The sequence below is a fragment of the Shouchella oshimensis genome, from assembly GCF_002019765.1.
Lineage (GTDB): Bacteria > Bacillota > Bacilli > Bacillales > Bacillaceae_D > Shouchella > Shouchella oshimensis.
Genome location: NZ_KV917380.1, coordinates 4,009,424 through 4,023,805 on the forward strand (window position 1 = coordinate 4,009,424; position 14,382 = coordinate 4,023,805).

The window sequence follows — 14,382 nt, forward strand, 5'->3', positions numbered from 1 at the left end:
ATGAGTTACTTAAACAAACTCAATAATTGCCATTGGTGCTCCGTCTCCACGACGAGGACCAACTTTAAGAATGCGTGTATATCCACCTTGACGCTCTTCAAAGCGAGGCGCAATCTCAGCAAAAAGCTTTTGGATTGCGTCTTGACCATTTTCTTCGTTTGCTACTTCTTTACGTACGAAAGAAGCAACTTGACGACGAGAATGAAGGTCTCCACGTTTACCTAATGTCACCATTTTTTCAACGAGTGGACGCAATTCCTTTGCTTTAGCTTCAGTCGTTTCAATACGCTCATTAATAATTAAGTCTGTTACTAAATCACGTAGTAACGCTTTACGTTGTGAACTTGTACGACCAAGTTTTGCGTATGCCATGCTATATTCCCTCCTTTAACCCAAAAAACAATTATTCTTCGTTACGAAGCCCGAGTCCTAACTCGCCTAGCTTCTCTTGTACTTCTTCTAAAGACTTACGTCCAAGGTTACGAACTTTCATCATGTCTTCTTCTGTTTTATGCGTAAGCTCTTGTACCGTGTTGATACCAGCGCGCTTTAAACAGTTGTAAGAACGAACCGAAAGATCAAGCTCTTCAATTGTCATTTCCAAGACTTTTTCTTTTTGGTCTTCTTCTTTTTCAACCATGATTTCCGCGTTTTGCGCTTGATCCGTTAAGCCTACGAAAATATTTAAATGCTCTGTTAAGATTTTCGCTCCAAGAGATACTGCTTCTTCAGGGCGAGTGCTTCCATCGGTCCACACATCAAGGGTTAGTTTATCATAGTTTGTGACTTGCCCAACACGTGTATTCTCAACTTGATAGTTTACACGCGCTACCGGTGTATAGATCGAGTCAATCGGAAGAACGCCAATTGGCTGGTCGTCGCTTTTATTCCCGTCAGCAAGGATATAACCCCGACCGCGTTTTGCCTGAAGGCGCATGCGGAACGATGCTCCTTTTGTAAGCGTAGCGATATGAAGCTCAGGATTTAAAATTTCTACATCACTATCATGTGTTAAGTCTCCAGCAGTAACATCGCCTTCGCCTTGAACATCAATCTCTAGTGTTTTCTCATCGTCTGAATAAATCTTTAAAGCTAGTTTCTTTAAGTGCAAAATGATTGTCGTTACATCTTCCACAACACCCTCAATAGTAGAGAATTCGTGTAGAACACCATCAATTTGAACTGAAGATACTGCTGCACCAGGAAGCGATGATAGTAGAATGCGACGTAAGGAGTTTCCTAGTGTTGTTCCATAACCACGTTCAAGAGGCTCAACAACAAACTTGCCGTATGTTGCATCTTCGCTAACTTCAACCGTCTCAATATTCGGCTTTTCAATTTCAATCATTAAACAAACCCTCCTTCAAAACGTCGAACTCTGGCAAACACAAGGATTGCCCAAAGGACAATCACTAAGCCTTCCCATGAGCAATGCCTATTAGTCTAACCTTCATTGTCTAATAGATCTCGTCTTATCCATTATAGACACTACTAAGAAATCTATACAATGATTGATCTTATTACACTCTACGACGTTTCGGCGGGCGACAGCCGTTATGAGGAACAGGCGTTACGTCTTTAATCATGTTTACCTCTAAACCAACTGCTTGTAATGAACGGATAGCCGCTTCACGACCAGCTCCAGGACCTTTAACAGAAACTTCGATGGTTTTCATGCCATGCTCCATTGCTGTTTTCGCAGCAGTCTCAGCCGCCATTTGCGCAGCGAAAGGAGTAGACTTACGAGAACCTTTAAATCCTAAAGCACCAGCACTTGCCCAAGAGATTGCATTACCATGCGTATCAGTGATCGTCACGATTGTATTATTGAAAGTCGAGCGAATGTGAGCCATTCCTGTATCAATATTTTTCTTTTGACGACGCTTTGGACGAGTATTCGTTTTTTTAGCCATAGATTTGTTCCCTCCTATCTATTTTTTCTTGTTCGCTACTGTACGAGCTGGACCTTTGCGCGTACGAGCGTTATTCTTAGAGTTTTGACCACGAACGGGCAATCCACGACGATGACGGATTCCACGGTAGCTTCCAATCTCAATTAGACGCTTAATGTTAAGGGATACTTCACGACGAAGATCACCTTCAACTTGATATGCTTCAACAGCTTCACGGATACGACCAAGTTCTTCTTCAGTCAAATCGCGCACACGTGTATTCTGGTCAATACCAGCAGTTTCAAGAATCTTCGCTGCTGTAGATTTACCAATACCGAATACGTACGTAAGTGAAATTACAACGCGCTTATCGCGAGGAATATCAACACCTGCAACACGTGCCATAGGCTCGGCACCTCCTTATCGATTAGCCTTGTTTTTGTTTATGCTTTGGATTTTCGCAAATTACCATGACATTGCCTTTACGGCGAATAACTTTACATTTTTCACAGATCGGTTTTACCGACGGTCTTACTTTCATTGTATAAACCTCCTTGTGTACGGAGAAGTTTTTTATTTATAGCGGTACGTAATTCTACCACGCGTTAGATCATAAGGAGAAAGCTCAATTGTCACTTTATCACCAGGCAAAATGCGGATAAAGTGCATGCGAATTTTCCCAGATACATGCGCAAGAATTTTATGACCGTTCTCAAGTTCAACACGAAACATTGCATTTGGAAGTGGTTCAATAACCGTACCTTCCACTTCAATAACGTCTTCTTTCGCCATGGGTAGTTTCCTCCCTTCGAGTTAGATGCTAACAAATCCAGAACTACACAGACATTCTATCTTACCTGAAAATCTATGCTTTCGTCAAGATTTCATACCCGGTTTCTGTAATTGCAATCGTATGCTCAAAATGGGCACAGTTTTTCTTATCTACAGTTACTACTGTCCAGTTATCAGAAAGAGTTTTTACATATCGACTACCTGCATTAATCATTGGCTCAATTGCTAGTACCATACCGGGTTTGAGCCTTGGTCCTTTTCCTGGAGGTCCGTAATGAGGAATTTGTGGGTCCTCATGTAAGTTTTGACCAACACCGTGGCCAACATACTCACGAACAACAGAATAACCAAGAGGTTCCACATGTGATTGAATCGCATGCGAGATATCTGATAAACGATTGCCTGGACGAGCTTGCTCTAAACCTTTGTAAAGAGACTCTTCCGTTGCATCAAGCAATTGTTGATCTTCCTCTTTAATTGTTCCAACCCCATATGTCCAAGCAGAATCACCATGATAGCCATTATAATATGCGCCTATATCTAAGCTAATAATGTCACCATCTTCAAGCACTCGATTACCAGGAATGCCATGCACCAACTCTTCGTTTACGGAAGCACATACGCTTCCTTTAAACCCCCCATAACCTAGGAAAGAAGGTGTTGCATCATGTGAACGAATAAACGCTTCAGCAATTGAATCGAGTTCACCAGTAGTAACACCTGGTTTGATATATGGTTTCAAGTGAGCATGTGTTAATGCAACAATACGCCCAGCCTGTCTCATAATTTCAAGTTCACGTTCGGTTTTTATTACAATCATGCATGCGTCTCCGCGAGTAATGCATCAATGTCTTTGTAGACATCTTCAATATCTCTATTACCGTCAATATGCTTTAAATAACCTTTTGACTCATAAAAGTCAATTAATGGTTGAGCTTGCTGCTGATTCACTTCAAGACGTTTCTTAACTGTCTCTGGCTTGTCATCATCACGTTGAATAAGCTCGCTTCCATCTACATCACATTTTCCTTCAACCTTTGGTGGGTTGTAAAGAAGATGATACGTTTTGCCAGAAGTTGGTGAAACACGTCTACCTGTTAAACGCTCAATTAAGAGTTCTTCAGGAACGTGGATATTCAGAACATAGTCAAGTTCTTTACCGAGAGATGTAAGGATCTCTTCAAGTCCTTCTGCTTGCGCAATTGTTCTTGGGAAACCATCGAGTAAAAAACCATTCTCACAATCTTTCTGTGACAACCGATCTTTCACAATACCGATTGTTACTTCATCCGGAACGAGGCCACCAGCATCCATATAGGATTTCGCTTTAAGACCAAGTTCTGTTTCATTCTTCATTGCTGCACGGAACATATCACCAGTTGAGATATGAGGCAAGCCGTAATGTTCAACAATCTTTTCTGCTTGAGTACCTTTGCCGGCACCAGGCAATCCCATTAAGATTAAGTTCATTTCAAATCCCCTTCCAGCAAGTTCTATAAAAGATGAACGGAGGAGGGAAAAACCCAATTCCGCTCTCTTTAGTTGATAAATCCTTTATACGATCGTTTTATTAACTGTCCTTCAATTTGCTTCATCGTATCAAGAGCAACCCCAACGATGATGAGAAGTCCAGTTCCACCAATCTGAACTTGAGGTGGGAGATCTAAAAGAGCAATAAAGACAACCGGAATCGTTGCGATCGTTGCTAGGAAAAGCGCACCAACGAACGTTAACCGGTATAAAATTCGCGTAATAAACGACTGTGTCGCTTGCCCTGGACGAATACCAGGAATGTATCCACCTTGTCGCTTCAAGTTATCCGCCATTTTTTCGGGGTTAACTTGAACAAACGTATAGAAATACGTAAAGGCGATGATAAGAAGAACAAAAGCTGATCCTCCAATCAATGTGCCGGGTACAAAGTTTTGAACAATCCAATTTGCCCATGCACTATCTTCTGTTCCAACAAACGTTGCGATTGTGGAAGGGAAGTAAAATAGTGCGGAAGCAAAGATAACTGGGATAACCCCTGCCGCATTTACCTTAATCGGTAAGTGCGTTGACTGTCCGCCAACAGGACTACGGTTCACAACACGTTTCGCGTATTGCACAGGAATTTTACGCAATGCTTGTTGCACATAGATCACACCGACAATAATAAGTAAAACAATTAAAGCCAACAGCGCTACGGTGACAATAGCTAGAAATAGCTGATCGCCAGCCCCTTCAAGTTCCGAAACATACAACGTATTAAGCATATTTGGAATACCAGCTGCGATACCTGCAAAAATGATGATCGAGATGCCATTACCAACACCATGTGCAGTAATTTGTTCACCAACCCACATTAAAAAGGCGGTACCTGCTGTTAATACAATCGCGATATAGATGTATGTCATCGGACCAGGATTGACAATTAAGTCGACCGAACCTGTAGAAGCCATTGAGTTAAAACCGATGGACATGGCAATCGCTTGAACAAAACCTAAAACGATCGTTCCATAACGAGTAACCTGTGTTAGCTTTTTTCGACCAGCCTCACCTTGCTTCGCCCATTCAGCAAATTTCGGTACAACATCTAGCTGTAAAAGCTGTACAACGATCGATGCTGTAATGTAAGGCATAATCCCCATCGCAAAAATCGAGAAGTTACTTAATGCTCCACCACCAAAGGTATCAAGAAAGCCGAATGCATTCGCCTCACCGAATAGCAAGTCTAGCGCATCACTATTCGTACCTGGCACGGGAATAAATGTACCAACTCGAAATACGATAAGCATCAAGAGCGTAAAGATGATTTTGCGACGTAAATCTCTCACACGGAAGATGTTGGAGATCGCCTTAAACATTAAACCACCTCTGTTTTTCCGCCAGCAGCTTCAATTGCTTTTACTGCAGATGCAGAGAACTTGTTTGCTTTAACAGTCAAGTTTTTATCTAAGCTGCCATTTCCTAACACTTTAATACCGTGTTTTACGTTCTTAACTGCTTTTGATTCAATTAAGAGTTCAGGAGTAACTTCTGCTCCTGCTTCAAAACGGTTTAATACATCAAGGCTAACAACCGTATATTCTTTACGGTGAATGTTCGTAAAGCCACGTTTCGGTAAACGACGATAAAGTGGGTTTTGACCACCTTCGAAACCAAGTCTTACGCCACCACCTGAGCGGGCTTTTTGACCTTTGTGTCCTCTACCAGAAGTTTTTCCGTTACCAGAACCAATTCCGCGACCTACACGATTACGGACTTTGCGTGAACCTTCTGCTGGTTGTAACTCATGAAGTTTCATGCTTCCTACACCTCCTCGTTGCTAAAAATCATCTATTTACGCGTCAATTTCGTTTACAGTAACTAAGTGCTTTACTTTGTTAACCATACCACGAATTGCTACGTTATCTTCTTGTACTACAGTTTGATGCATTTTACGTAAACCAAGTGTGTTTACTGTCACGCGTTGATCGCTAGGACGGCCGATCAAGCTACGTGTAAGGGTGATTTCTAACTTCTTCGCCATCGTAATCCCTCCCTTAACCTAACAGTTCTTCTACGGATTTACCACGTAGTTTTGCTACTTCTTCAGCACGCTTAAGATTCGTTAAGCCTGTGATTGTAGCACGAACCATGTTAATTGGGTTGCTTGAACCAAGAGACTTAGAAAGAACATCGCCAACACCAGATAGTTCAAGTACAGCACGTACAGGACCACCAGCGATAACTCCAGTACCTTCTGAAGCCGGCTTTAGAAATACGCGTCCAGCACCAAAACGTCCAACAATTTGGTGTGGGATTGTTGTATTAACAAGCGGTACTTCAATTAAGTTTTTCTTTGCATCTTCAACAGCTTTACGGATTGCTTCAGGTACCTCCTGAGCTTTCCCCATTCCAAAGCCGACGTGACCATTTTTATCCCCTACTACAACAAGTGCAGCAAAGCGGAAGCGACGACCACCTTTAACAACCTTTGCGACACGGTTGATCGTAACGACTTTTTCTTCAAGTTCCAAAGTATTTGGATCGATTGAACGCATAAAAAGGTTTCCCTCCTTCGTTTTTAGAATTTCAGACCTGCTTCGCGAGCTGCATCTGCAAGCTCAGCAACGCGTCCGTGATATAGATATCCTCCACGGTCAAACACGATAACTTCGTGTCCCGCTTCGATCGCACGTTTTGCAACTGCTTCACCAACTTGGCGAGCTGCTTCTTTATTTGAACCCTTTTCGATCTTCAATTCTTTATCAAGTGATGAAGCTTGAGCAAGAGTGACACCATTCACGTCATCAATTAATTGAGCGTAAATGTGCTTAGAAGAACGGAATACGTTTAAACGTGGACGCTGCGGCGTACCGCTTAAATTGCGGCGTACGTGAGCGTGTCTTTTCTTACGGCCTGTATTTGAGTTAGGCTTCGTAATCATGAGACGTCATTCCTTTCTTTGTCGATACTAATTATTTACCAGTTTTACCTTCTTTACGACGCACATACTCGCCTTCATAACGAATACCTTTACCTTTGTAAGGCTCAGGCTGACGTACAGCGCGAATGTTAGAAGCAAGTGCACCAACACGTTCTTTGTTAATTCCTTTAACAATAACTTTCGTGTTAGATGGTACTTCGATTTCAAGACCTTCTTCAGGTGTGATTTCAACTGGGTGAGAATAACCAACGTTAAGCACAAGCTTATTGCCAGATTTAGAAGCACGGTAACCGACACCGTTCAGTTCAAGTGCGCGCTCAAATCCTTTTGTTACTCCCTCAACCATGTTGTTTACGTTCGCACGCATTGTACCATGTAGAGCACGATGCTCTTTATGATCTGATGGACGAGCGAAACTCATTTCGTTGTTTTCTAAGTTTACTTTAATAGCAGGGTGAAGCTCACGGCTTAATTCACCTTTAGGACCTTTAACAGTACAAAGGTTACCATCTAAAGAAACTGTAACTCCCTCAGGAATTGTAATAGGTTTTAATCCTACTCGAGACATTTGTAGTACACCTCCATTTCAATTAAGCTTTATTACCAAACGTAAGCGAGTACTTCGCCACCGATTTGTTGTTGACGCGCTTCTTTATCAGTTAATAAACCTTTAGAAGTCGATACGATCGCAATACCAAGACCACCAAGTACACGAGGTAGTTCAGTTGATTTTGCGTAGACACGTAGTCCTGGCTTAGAAATACGTTTAAGACCAGTAATTACACGCTCGTTAGATGTTCCGTACTTTAAGAAGATACGAATAACACCTTGTTTGTTATCTTCAATGTACTCATAATCGCGAACAAAACCTTCACGCTTAAGAATTTCAGCGATTTCCTTCTTCACCATAGAAGCAGGAAGCTCTAATTTCTCGTGACGTACAAGGTTCGCGTTACGAATACGAGTTAGCATATCTGCAATTGGATCCGTCATGACCATAATTAATTACCTCCTTCCCAATCGATTTACCAGCTTGCTTTTTTCACACCAGGAATTTGCCCTTTATAAGCAAGTTCTCTGAAGCAAATACGGCAAAGTTTAAATTTACGCAACACTGAATGAGGACGTCCGCAACGCTCACAACGAGTATACTTTTGAACGTTATACTTAGGAGTGCGCTGTTGCTTTGCAATCATAGATTTTTTTGCCAACGTGTTCCCTCCTCTTCTTTAAGAGATTATTTTTGGAACGGCATGCCTACTTGAGTAAGTAATTCACGCGCTTCTTCATCTGTCTGAGCAGTTGTAACGATTACGATATCCATACCACGGACTTTATCAACTTTATCATAGTCGATTTCCGGGAAAATTAGCTGTTCTTTCACGCCAAGCGTGTAGTTTCCACGACCGTCAAATGCTTTCTTTGAGATCCCACGGAAGTCACGTACACGTGGAAGAGAAACAGAAACCAATTTATCCAAGAAGTCATACATACGCTCACCGCGTAATGTAACTTTTGCACCGATTGGCATACCTTCACGTAATTTAAAGCCAGCGATTGATTTCTTTGCTTTTGTTACAACAGGCTTTTGACCAGTGATTTGTTGAAGTTCTTCAACCGCTTTATCCAAAACTTTTGCGTTTTGAACAGCTTCACCAACACCCATGTTCACAACAATCTTTTCAATCTTTGGCACAGCCATTACAGAAGAATAGTTAAATTTCTCTGTTAGAGATGAAACAATCTCAGTCTGATACTTTTCTTTCAAACGATTCATTTAGAGTGGTCCTCCTTTCACCTGACTGACTACTTGATGATTTCGCCAGATTTTTTCGCTACACGTACTTTTTTACCATCTTCTTCTTTAAATCCAACACGAGTACGTTCTCCTGTTTTTGGATCAACTAGCATAACGTTAGAAGAATGAATCGGTGCTTCTTGATCAAGAATTCCACCTTGTGGATTATCTTGTGAAGGTTTCGCGTGTTTCTTTACCATGTTAATTCCTTCAACAAGCACACGGCTCTTTTTCGGGTAAGCTTCAAGGATCGTCCCTTGCTTCCCTTTGTCTTTACCAGCAATAACGATTACTGTATCGCCTTTTTTGACATGCATCACTTTTGCACCTCCCTGAGTAAACATCCATTGATCTCTTTATCCAAAACGAACCTTATAGTACCTCAGGAGCTAGAGAAACAATTTTCATAAACTGTTTGTCTCGAAGTTCACGTGCTACCGGACCGAAGATACGAGTTCCGCGAGGACCCTTATCGTCACGTACGATTACAGCTGCGTTCTCATCAAACTTGATATATGACCCGTCGTTACGGCGAACACCGCTCTTAGAGCGAACAATTACCGCGCGAACAACGTCACCTTTCTTAACAACGCCACCTGGTGTTGCTTGTTTTACCGAACAAACAATAACATCACCAATGTTAGCTGTCTTACGTCCAGAACCACCAAGTACTTTAATACAAAGAACTTCACGCGCTCCAGAGTTGTCAGCAACTTTTAAACGGCTTTCTTGTTGAATCATACTGTTTACCTCCTTTCAACCGTAGCCTATTAGATAATAATAGCTTCTTCTACAACTTCTACTAAACGAAAACGTTTATCTTTTGAAAGTGGGCGAGTTTCCATAATACGAACGATGTCGCCAACTTTTGCAGTATTTTCTTCATCATGTGTTTTGAACTTCTTTGAGTACTTTACACGTTTACCATAAAGGCGATCGACCTTGTATGTTTCAACAAGTACGCTAATCGTTTTGTCCATTTTGTCAGAAACGACACGACCTTGGTAAACTTTACGCTGATTGCGGTCCATGCAGCAAACCTCCTTTTTTAGCCGTTGTTAATTCCGAGCTCGCGTTCACGCAAAACAGTTTTTGCACGTGCAATACCTTTGCGGACTTCGCGAATGCGCACTGGGTTTTCAAGTTGCCCAGTTGCTAATTGAAAGCGTAGGTTGAAAAGCTCTTCTTTAAGAGTTTGCGTCTTTTGTTCGATTTCAGCAGTGGTTAAATTACGGATATCAGTTGCTTTCATTTGAGTCACCACCCACTTCTTCACGTTTTACGAATTTACATTTAACAGGCAACTTGTGAGAGGCAAGACGTAAAGCTTCGCGTGCAACTTCTTCAGATACACCGGAGATTTCAAACATAATCTTACCTGGTTTCACGACGGCAACCCAACCTTCTGGAGCACCTTTACCTGAACCCATTCGAACTTCAAGTGGCTTAGCAGTGTAAGGTTTAGATGGGAAAATCTTAATCCATACTTTACCGCCACGTTTCATGTAACGAGTCATTGCAATACGAGCTGATTCGATTTGACGGTTTGTAATCCAAGACGCTTCAAGCGCTTGTAGACCGTATTCACCGAAATGTACTTCTGTACCGCCTTTAGCACGACCACGCATTTTTCCGCGGTGTTCACGACGATATTTAACGCGTTTAGGCATTAACATGATTAGTTGCCTCCTTCCTCTTTGTTCGTTCCTTTCGCTGGAAGGACTTCACCACGGTAAACCCAAATTTTCACACCGATTTTGCCGTATGTTGTATCAGCTTCAGCTGTACCATAGTCAATATCAGCACGAAGTGTGTGAAGTGGAACTGTTCCTTCGCTATAGTGCTCTGCACGAGCGATATCTGCGCCACCAAGACGACCAGATACTTGTGTTTTGATTCCTTTTGCACCAGAACGCATTGTACGTTGAATGGCTTGTTTCATAGCGCGACGGAAAGAGATACGATTCTCTAGCTGACGAGCGATATTTTCAGCAACTAATTTAGCATCTAAATCTGCATGCTTAATTTCTGAAATGTTAATGTGTACTCTTTTACCTGTAAGTTGGTTTAGAGATTTACGTAGTGCTTCAACTTCTGAACCGCCTTTTCCGATCACCATTCCTGGCTTGGCAGTAGAAATTGTGATATTCACACGGTTCGCAGCGCGTTCGATTTCTACTTTAGATACTGATGCATCTTTTAAACGACCTTCAACGTGTTCACGAATTGTGATGTCTTCATGAAGTAGATCAGCATAGTCTTTTTTACTAGCGTACCACTTAGAATCCCAATCACGAATAACGCCAACGCGAAGTCCGATAGGATTTACTTTTTGACCCATGTGTTATCCCTCCTTCTTTTCTGATACAACCAATGTAATGTGGCTCGTACGTTTGTTGATCCGGCTCGCACGACCTTGTGCACGAGGGCGGAAACGTTTAAGCGTAACGCCTTCATCAACGAAAGCTTCTGAAATAACGAGATTATTCGGCTCCATTTCGTAATTGTGCTCAGCATTCGCAATAGCGGAATTCAAAAGCTTTTCAACTACAGGAGAAGCAGATTTAGGTGTATGCTTTAAGATTGCAATGGCTTCACCGACTTGTTTACCGCGGATAAGATCGATAACAAGACGAACTTTACGAGGCGCAATGCGAACCTGTTTCGCAACAGCTTTAGCTTGTTCCATGAGATTGGTCCTCCTTTCTTACTTAACGTCTTGTTTTCTTGTCAGCGGCATGCCCTTTATACGTGCGTGTAGGAGCAAATTCACCAAGTTTGTGTCCAACCATATCTTCTGATACATATACCGGTACGTGCTTGCGTCCATCATAAACAGCAAACGTGTGACCAATAAAGTCAGGGAAGATTGTAGAACGACGAGACCAAGTCTTTACAACTTTCTTGTCGTTTGTTTCGTTTAAAGCTTCGACTTTCTTCATCAGATGACCATCGACGAAAGGTCCTTTTTTCAAACTACGGCCCATGTGAGTGCCTCCCTTCGAGATTCGACCACGGTTCTAGATGAGAACCGTAGACAAACCACGTTATTTTTTACGACGACGTACGATGTACTTGTCGGAGTGTTTGTTTTTCTTACGAGTTTTGAATCCAAGTGTTGGTTTACCCCATGGAGACATTGGTGACGGACGGCCAATTGGCGCTTTACCTTCACCACCACCGTGTGGGTGATCGTTAGGGTTCATTACAGAACCACGAACAGTTGGACGGATACCTTTCCAACGAGAACGTCCAGCTTTACCGATGTTAATAAGCTCATGTTCAACATTTCCAACTTGACCGATCGTTGCGCGACAAGTTGAAAGAATGTAGCGTGTTTCGCCAGAATTTAGACGTACAAGCACATATTGTCCTTCTTTACCAAGAAGTTGAGCTTCAGTACCAGCAGAACGTACTAATTGACCGCCTTTACCAGGACGAAGTTCAATATTATGAATCACAGTACCTACAGGGATATTAATTAGTGGTAACGTGTTACCTACTTTAATGTCCGCTTCAGAACCAGACTCAATCATAGTACCTACTTTTAAGCCTTTTGGAGCTAAGATATAACGCTTTTCACCATCAACATAGTGAATCAAAGCGATGTTTGCAGAGCGGTTTGGATCATACTCGACTGTAGCAACGCGTCCTGGAATTCCATCTTTATTACGTTTGAAATCAATTACACGGTACTGACGCTTATGACCGCCACCTTGATGACGTACAGTTAAACGACCTTGGTTGTTACGACCACCTTTATTATGCAAAGGAGCAAGTAACGATTTTTCCGGCTTGTCAGTTGTGATTTCAGCGAAATCAGACACACTCATGTGACGACGTCCAGCACTGGTCGGTTTATACTTTTTAATTGCCATAATAAGTTCCCTCCTTCTTCAAATTCTTACGCTTCAAAGAAGTCTAGTTCTTTACTATCCGCTGATAGTTGAACGACTGCTTTCTTGCGTTTTGCAGTAAAGCCTGTGAAACGACCGAATCGCTTAGACTTACCTTTATAGTTGACCGTATTGACGCTAGCAACCTTCACTTCAAAGATTTCTTCGATCGCATCTTTGATTTGAGATTTGTTCGCGCGAACATCAACGTCAAACGTGTACTGTTTATTTTCCATTAAGTCAGCAGACTTCTCAGTAATAATAGGGCGCTTAATGATATCACGTGCGTTCGACATTACGCAAGCACCTCCTCTACCTTTTCGACTGCGTCTTTAGTGATGACAACTTTGTCATGCTTAAGAAGGTCTAACACATTAACGCTGTCAGCTGTAAGGAAAGTAACACCTGGTAAGTTACGAGCAGAAAGAGCAACATTTTCATTGTAATCAGCTGTTACAACAAGTGCTTTTGATTCTACTGATAAACTAGCAAGTACTTCCTTCATAGATTTCGTTTTAATCTCTTCAAAAGAAAGAGTATCAAGCACAACTAATTCTGAACCTTGTACTTTAGAAGACAAAGCAGACTTAAGAGCTAAACGACGAACTTTCTTTGGAAGTTTGTAGCTATAGCTACGTGGAGTTGGTCCAAATACAACACCACCGCCAACCCATTGTGGAGAACGGATAGAACCTTGACGCGCGCGTCCAGTTCCTTTTTGGCGCCATGGCTTTCTACCACCACCACGAACTTCAGAACGTCCTTTTGTTTTATGCGTACCTTGACGTAGAGACGCTTGCTGCATGATTACTGCATCGTGTAATACACTGTTATTTGGTTCAATCCCAAATACTGCATCAGCAAGTTCGATGTCTCCAACTTGAGAACCTGTTTGGTTAAAAACTGTTACTTTTGGCATTCGAATGGCCTCCTTTCTATAACGTTACGCTTTAACTGCTGCTTGAACAGTTACATAGCTTTTCTTCGCACCAGGAACGTTCCCTTTAACTAGAAGAAGATTGCGCTCTTCATCTACACGAACGATCTCTAGGTTTTGGATTGTAATTTGCTCTCCACCCATACGACCAGGTAATAATTTACCTTTAAATACGCGGTTAGGCGCTACAGGTCCCATTGAACCAGGACGACGGTGGTAACGAGAACCGTGAGACATAGGTCCACGAGATTGGTTATGGCGCTTAATTGCACCTTGGAAACCTTTCCCTTTAGATGTACCTGTTACATCAACGATTTCTCCTGCTGCAAATGTTGTTACGCTAATCGCTTGACCAACTTCAACCTCGTCAAGATTAACGTCACGGATTTCCTTAATGAAGCGCTTAGGTGTTGCTTCTGCTTTCGCTGCATGACCTGCTTCTGGTTTGTTAGGCTTTTTCGCATCAGCGAAACCGATTTGAATAGCTTCATAACCATCTGATTCAATTGTTTTCTTCTGAAGAATAACATTTGGCTCAGCTTCAATAACTGTTACAGGAATTACTTCACCGTTTTCAGCAAATACTTGAGTCATACCAATTTTTCTTCCTAAGATTCCTTTGGACATCCGTTACACCTCCTATTAAATGTTAA

General features: G+C 42.0%; 29 protein-coding genes. All 29 read right to left on the minus strand.

Annotation, left to right across the window (positions count from 1 at the left end; all coding sequences use genetic code 11):
• Positions 1 to 9: 9 nt before the first annotated feature.
• On the minus strand, positions 10 to 372 hold the full coding sequence (rplQ, locus tag BK583_RS20060; RefSeq protein ID WP_035395688.1) for a 50S ribosomal protein L17: 363 nt from the start codon (positions 370 to 372) through the stop codon (positions 10 to 12).
• A gap of 31 nt (positions 373 to 403) precedes the next feature.
• Positions 404 to 1,348 carry a DNA-directed RNA polymerase subunit alpha gene (locus BK583_RS20065; RefSeq protein WP_038475820.1) on the minus strand — a complete coding sequence of 315 codons (945 nt, stop codon included), beginning with the start codon at positions 1,346 to 1,348 and terminating at the stop codon, positions 404 to 406.
• 172 nt (positions 1,349 to 1,520) lie between these two features.
• The gene (rpsK, locus tag BK583_RS20070) at positions 1,521 to 1,913 is read right to left on the minus strand and encodes a 30S ribosomal protein S11 (protein ID WP_035395685.1); all 393 of its coding nucleotides are present in this window, start codon (positions 1,911 to 1,913) and stop codon (positions 1,521 to 1,523) included.
• 18 nt (positions 1,914 to 1,931) lie between these two features.
• Positions 1,932 to 2,297: a 30S ribosomal protein S13 gene (rpsM, locus tag BK583_RS20075; protein WP_035395683.1), complete on the minus strand. Its 366-nt coding sequence runs from the start codon at positions 2,295 to 2,297 to the stop codon at positions 1,932 to 1,934.
• Positions 2,298 to 2,319: 22 nt separating this feature from the next.
• Entirely contained in the window at positions 2,320 to 2,433 is a 114-nt protein-coding gene (rpmJ, locus tag BK583_RS20080; RefSeq protein ID WP_003333770.1) for a 50S ribosomal protein L36, read from the minus strand.
• Between the two features lie 32 nt (positions 2,434 to 2,465).
• On the minus strand, positions 2,466 to 2,684 hold the full coding sequence (gene infA, locus BK583_RS20085; RefSeq protein WP_035395681.1) for a translation initiation factor IF-1: 219 nt from the start codon (positions 2,682 to 2,684) through the stop codon (positions 2,466 to 2,468).
• A 73-nt stretch (positions 2,685 to 2,757) separates the two neighbouring features.
• Positions 2,758 to 3,504: a type I methionyl aminopeptidase gene (gene map, locus BK583_RS20090; protein ID WP_038475814.1), complete on the minus strand. Its 747-nt coding sequence runs from the start codon at positions 3,502 to 3,504 to the stop codon at positions 2,758 to 2,760.
• Positions 3,501 to 4,154, minus strand: a complete 654-nt coding sequence (locus BK583_RS20095; RefSeq protein ID WP_038475811.1) for an adenylate kinase — start codon at positions 4,152 to 4,154, stop codon at positions 3,501 to 3,503. The genes map and BK583_RS20095 overlap by 4 nt, the downstream gene beginning before the upstream one ends.
• A 68-nt stretch (positions 4,155 to 4,222) precedes the next feature.
• Entirely contained in the window at positions 4,223 to 5,533 is a 1,311-nt protein-coding gene (secY, locus tag BK583_RS20100; RefSeq protein WP_055736638.1) for a preprotein translocase subunit SecY, read from the minus strand.
• Positions 5,533 to 5,973 carry a 50S ribosomal protein L15 gene (gene rplO, locus BK583_RS20105; protein WP_038475806.1) on the minus strand — a complete coding sequence of 147 codons (441 nt, stop codon included), beginning with the start codon at positions 5,971 to 5,973 and terminating at the stop codon, positions 5,533 to 5,535. Before rplO ends, secY begins: the two co-directional genes overlap by 1 nt.
• 36 nt (positions 5,974 to 6,009) lie before the next feature.
• Positions 6,010 to 6,198, minus strand: a complete 189-nt coding sequence (rpmD, locus tag BK583_RS20110) for a 50S ribosomal protein L30 (protein WP_035395673.1) — start codon at positions 6,196 to 6,198, stop codon at positions 6,010 to 6,012.
• Between the two features lie 13 nt (positions 6,199 to 6,211).
• Positions 6,212 to 6,712, minus strand: a complete 501-nt coding sequence (rpsE, locus tag BK583_RS20115; protein ID WP_038475803.1) for a 30S ribosomal protein S5 — start codon at positions 6,710 to 6,712, stop codon at positions 6,212 to 6,214.
• A 23-nt stretch (positions 6,713 to 6,735) separates the two neighbouring features.
• On the minus strand, positions 6,736 to 7,098 hold the full coding sequence (gene rplR, locus BK583_RS20120) for a 50S ribosomal protein L18 (RefSeq protein WP_035395670.1): 363 nt from the start codon (positions 7,096 to 7,098) through the stop codon (positions 6,736 to 6,738).
• A 31-nt stretch (positions 7,099 to 7,129) separates the two neighbouring features.
• Positions 7,130 to 7,666 carry a 50S ribosomal protein L6 gene (gene rplF, locus BK583_RS20125; protein WP_038475800.1) on the minus strand — a complete coding sequence of 179 codons (537 nt, stop codon included), beginning with the start codon at positions 7,664 to 7,666 and terminating at the stop codon, positions 7,130 to 7,132.
• A gap of 32 nt (positions 7,667 to 7,698) precedes the next feature.
• Complete coding sequence (gene rpsH, locus BK583_RS20130; RefSeq protein WP_035395667.1) at positions 7,699 to 8,097, minus strand: 30S ribosomal protein S8; 399 nt, start codon at positions 8,095 to 8,097, stop codon at positions 7,699 to 7,701.
• Positions 8,098 to 8,123: 26 nt separating this feature from the next.
• Positions 8,124 to 8,309 (minus strand): type Z 30S ribosomal protein S14, encoded by a 186-nt coding sequence (locus BK583_RS20135; protein WP_035395665.1) that lies wholly within the window; start codon positions 8,307 to 8,309, stop codon positions 8,124 to 8,126.
• A 26-nt stretch (positions 8,310 to 8,335) separates the two neighbouring features.
• Positions 8,336 to 8,875 (minus strand): 50S ribosomal protein L5, encoded by a 540-nt coding sequence (rplE, locus tag BK583_RS20140; protein WP_038475797.1) that lies wholly within the window; start codon positions 8,873 to 8,875, stop codon positions 8,336 to 8,338.
• A gap of 29 nt (positions 8,876 to 8,904) precedes the next feature.
• The gene (gene rplX, locus BK583_RS20145) at positions 8,905 to 9,213 is read right to left on the minus strand and encodes a 50S ribosomal protein L24 (protein WP_035395719.1); all 309 of its coding nucleotides are present in this window, start codon (positions 9,211 to 9,213) and stop codon (positions 8,905 to 8,907) included.
• Between the two features lie 55 nt (positions 9,214 to 9,268).
• Positions 9,269 to 9,637: a 50S ribosomal protein L14 gene (rplN, locus tag BK583_RS20150; protein WP_035395662.1), complete on the minus strand. Its 369-nt coding sequence runs from the start codon at positions 9,635 to 9,637 to the stop codon at positions 9,269 to 9,271.
• Between the two features lie 29 nt (positions 9,638 to 9,666).
• A complete protein-coding gene (rpsQ, locus tag BK583_RS20155) occupies positions 9,667 to 9,927 on the minus strand; it encodes a 30S ribosomal protein S17 (RefSeq protein WP_035395660.1) in 261 nt (86 codons plus the stop codon).
• Positions 9,928 to 9,944: 17 nt separating this feature from the next.
• Complete coding sequence (gene rpmC / locus BK583_RS20160; RefSeq protein ID WP_035395658.1) at positions 9,945 to 10,148, minus strand: 50S ribosomal protein L29; 204 nt, start codon at positions 10,146 to 10,148, stop codon at positions 9,945 to 9,947.
• Positions 10,135 to 10,572 (minus strand): 50S ribosomal protein L16, encoded by a 438-nt coding sequence (rplP, locus tag BK583_RS20165; RefSeq protein ID WP_035395655.1) that lies wholly within the window; start codon positions 10,570 to 10,572, stop codon positions 10,135 to 10,137. The genes rpmC and rplP overlap by 14 nt, the downstream gene beginning before the upstream one ends.
• 2 nt (positions 10,573 to 10,574) lie before the next feature.
• A complete protein-coding gene (gene rpsC, locus BK583_RS20170; protein WP_038475794.1) occupies positions 10,575 to 11,237 on the minus strand; it encodes a 30S ribosomal protein S3 in 663 nt (220 codons plus the stop codon).
• Between the two features lie 3 nt (positions 11,238 to 11,240).
• The gene (gene rplV / locus BK583_RS20175; protein WP_035395652.1) at positions 11,241 to 11,585 is read right to left on the minus strand and encodes a 50S ribosomal protein L22; all 345 of its coding nucleotides are present in this window, start codon (positions 11,583 to 11,585) and stop codon (positions 11,241 to 11,243) included.
• 22 nt (positions 11,586 to 11,607) lie between these two features.
• On the minus strand, positions 11,608 to 11,883 hold the full coding sequence (rpsS, locus tag BK583_RS20180; RefSeq protein WP_035395650.1) for a 30S ribosomal protein S19: 276 nt from the start codon (positions 11,881 to 11,883) through the stop codon (positions 11,608 to 11,610).
• A 60-nt stretch (positions 11,884 to 11,943) separates the two neighbouring features.
• The gene (gene rplB / locus BK583_RS20185) at positions 11,944 to 12,774 is read right to left on the minus strand and encodes a 50S ribosomal protein L2 (RefSeq protein ID WP_038475791.1); all 831 of its coding nucleotides are present in this window, start codon (positions 12,772 to 12,774) and stop codon (positions 11,944 to 11,946) included.
• A 26-nt stretch (positions 12,775 to 12,800) separates the two neighbouring features.
• Entirely contained in the window at positions 12,801 to 13,088 is a 288-nt protein-coding gene (gene rplW / locus BK583_RS20190; protein WP_035395648.1) for a 50S ribosomal protein L23, read from the minus strand.
• A complete protein-coding gene (rplD, locus tag BK583_RS20195) occupies positions 13,088 to 13,711 on the minus strand; it encodes a 50S ribosomal protein L4 (RefSeq protein ID WP_038475788.1) in 624 nt (207 codons plus the stop codon). Before rplD ends, rplW begins: the two co-directional genes overlap by 1 nt.
• 24 nt (positions 13,712 to 13,735) lie before the next feature.
• The gene (gene rplC / locus BK583_RS20200; RefSeq protein ID WP_035395645.1) at positions 13,736 to 14,356 is read right to left on the minus strand and encodes a 50S ribosomal protein L3; all 621 of its coding nucleotides are present in this window, start codon (positions 14,354 to 14,356) and stop codon (positions 13,736 to 13,738) included.
• Positions 14,357 to 14,382: the final 26 nt, after the last annotated feature.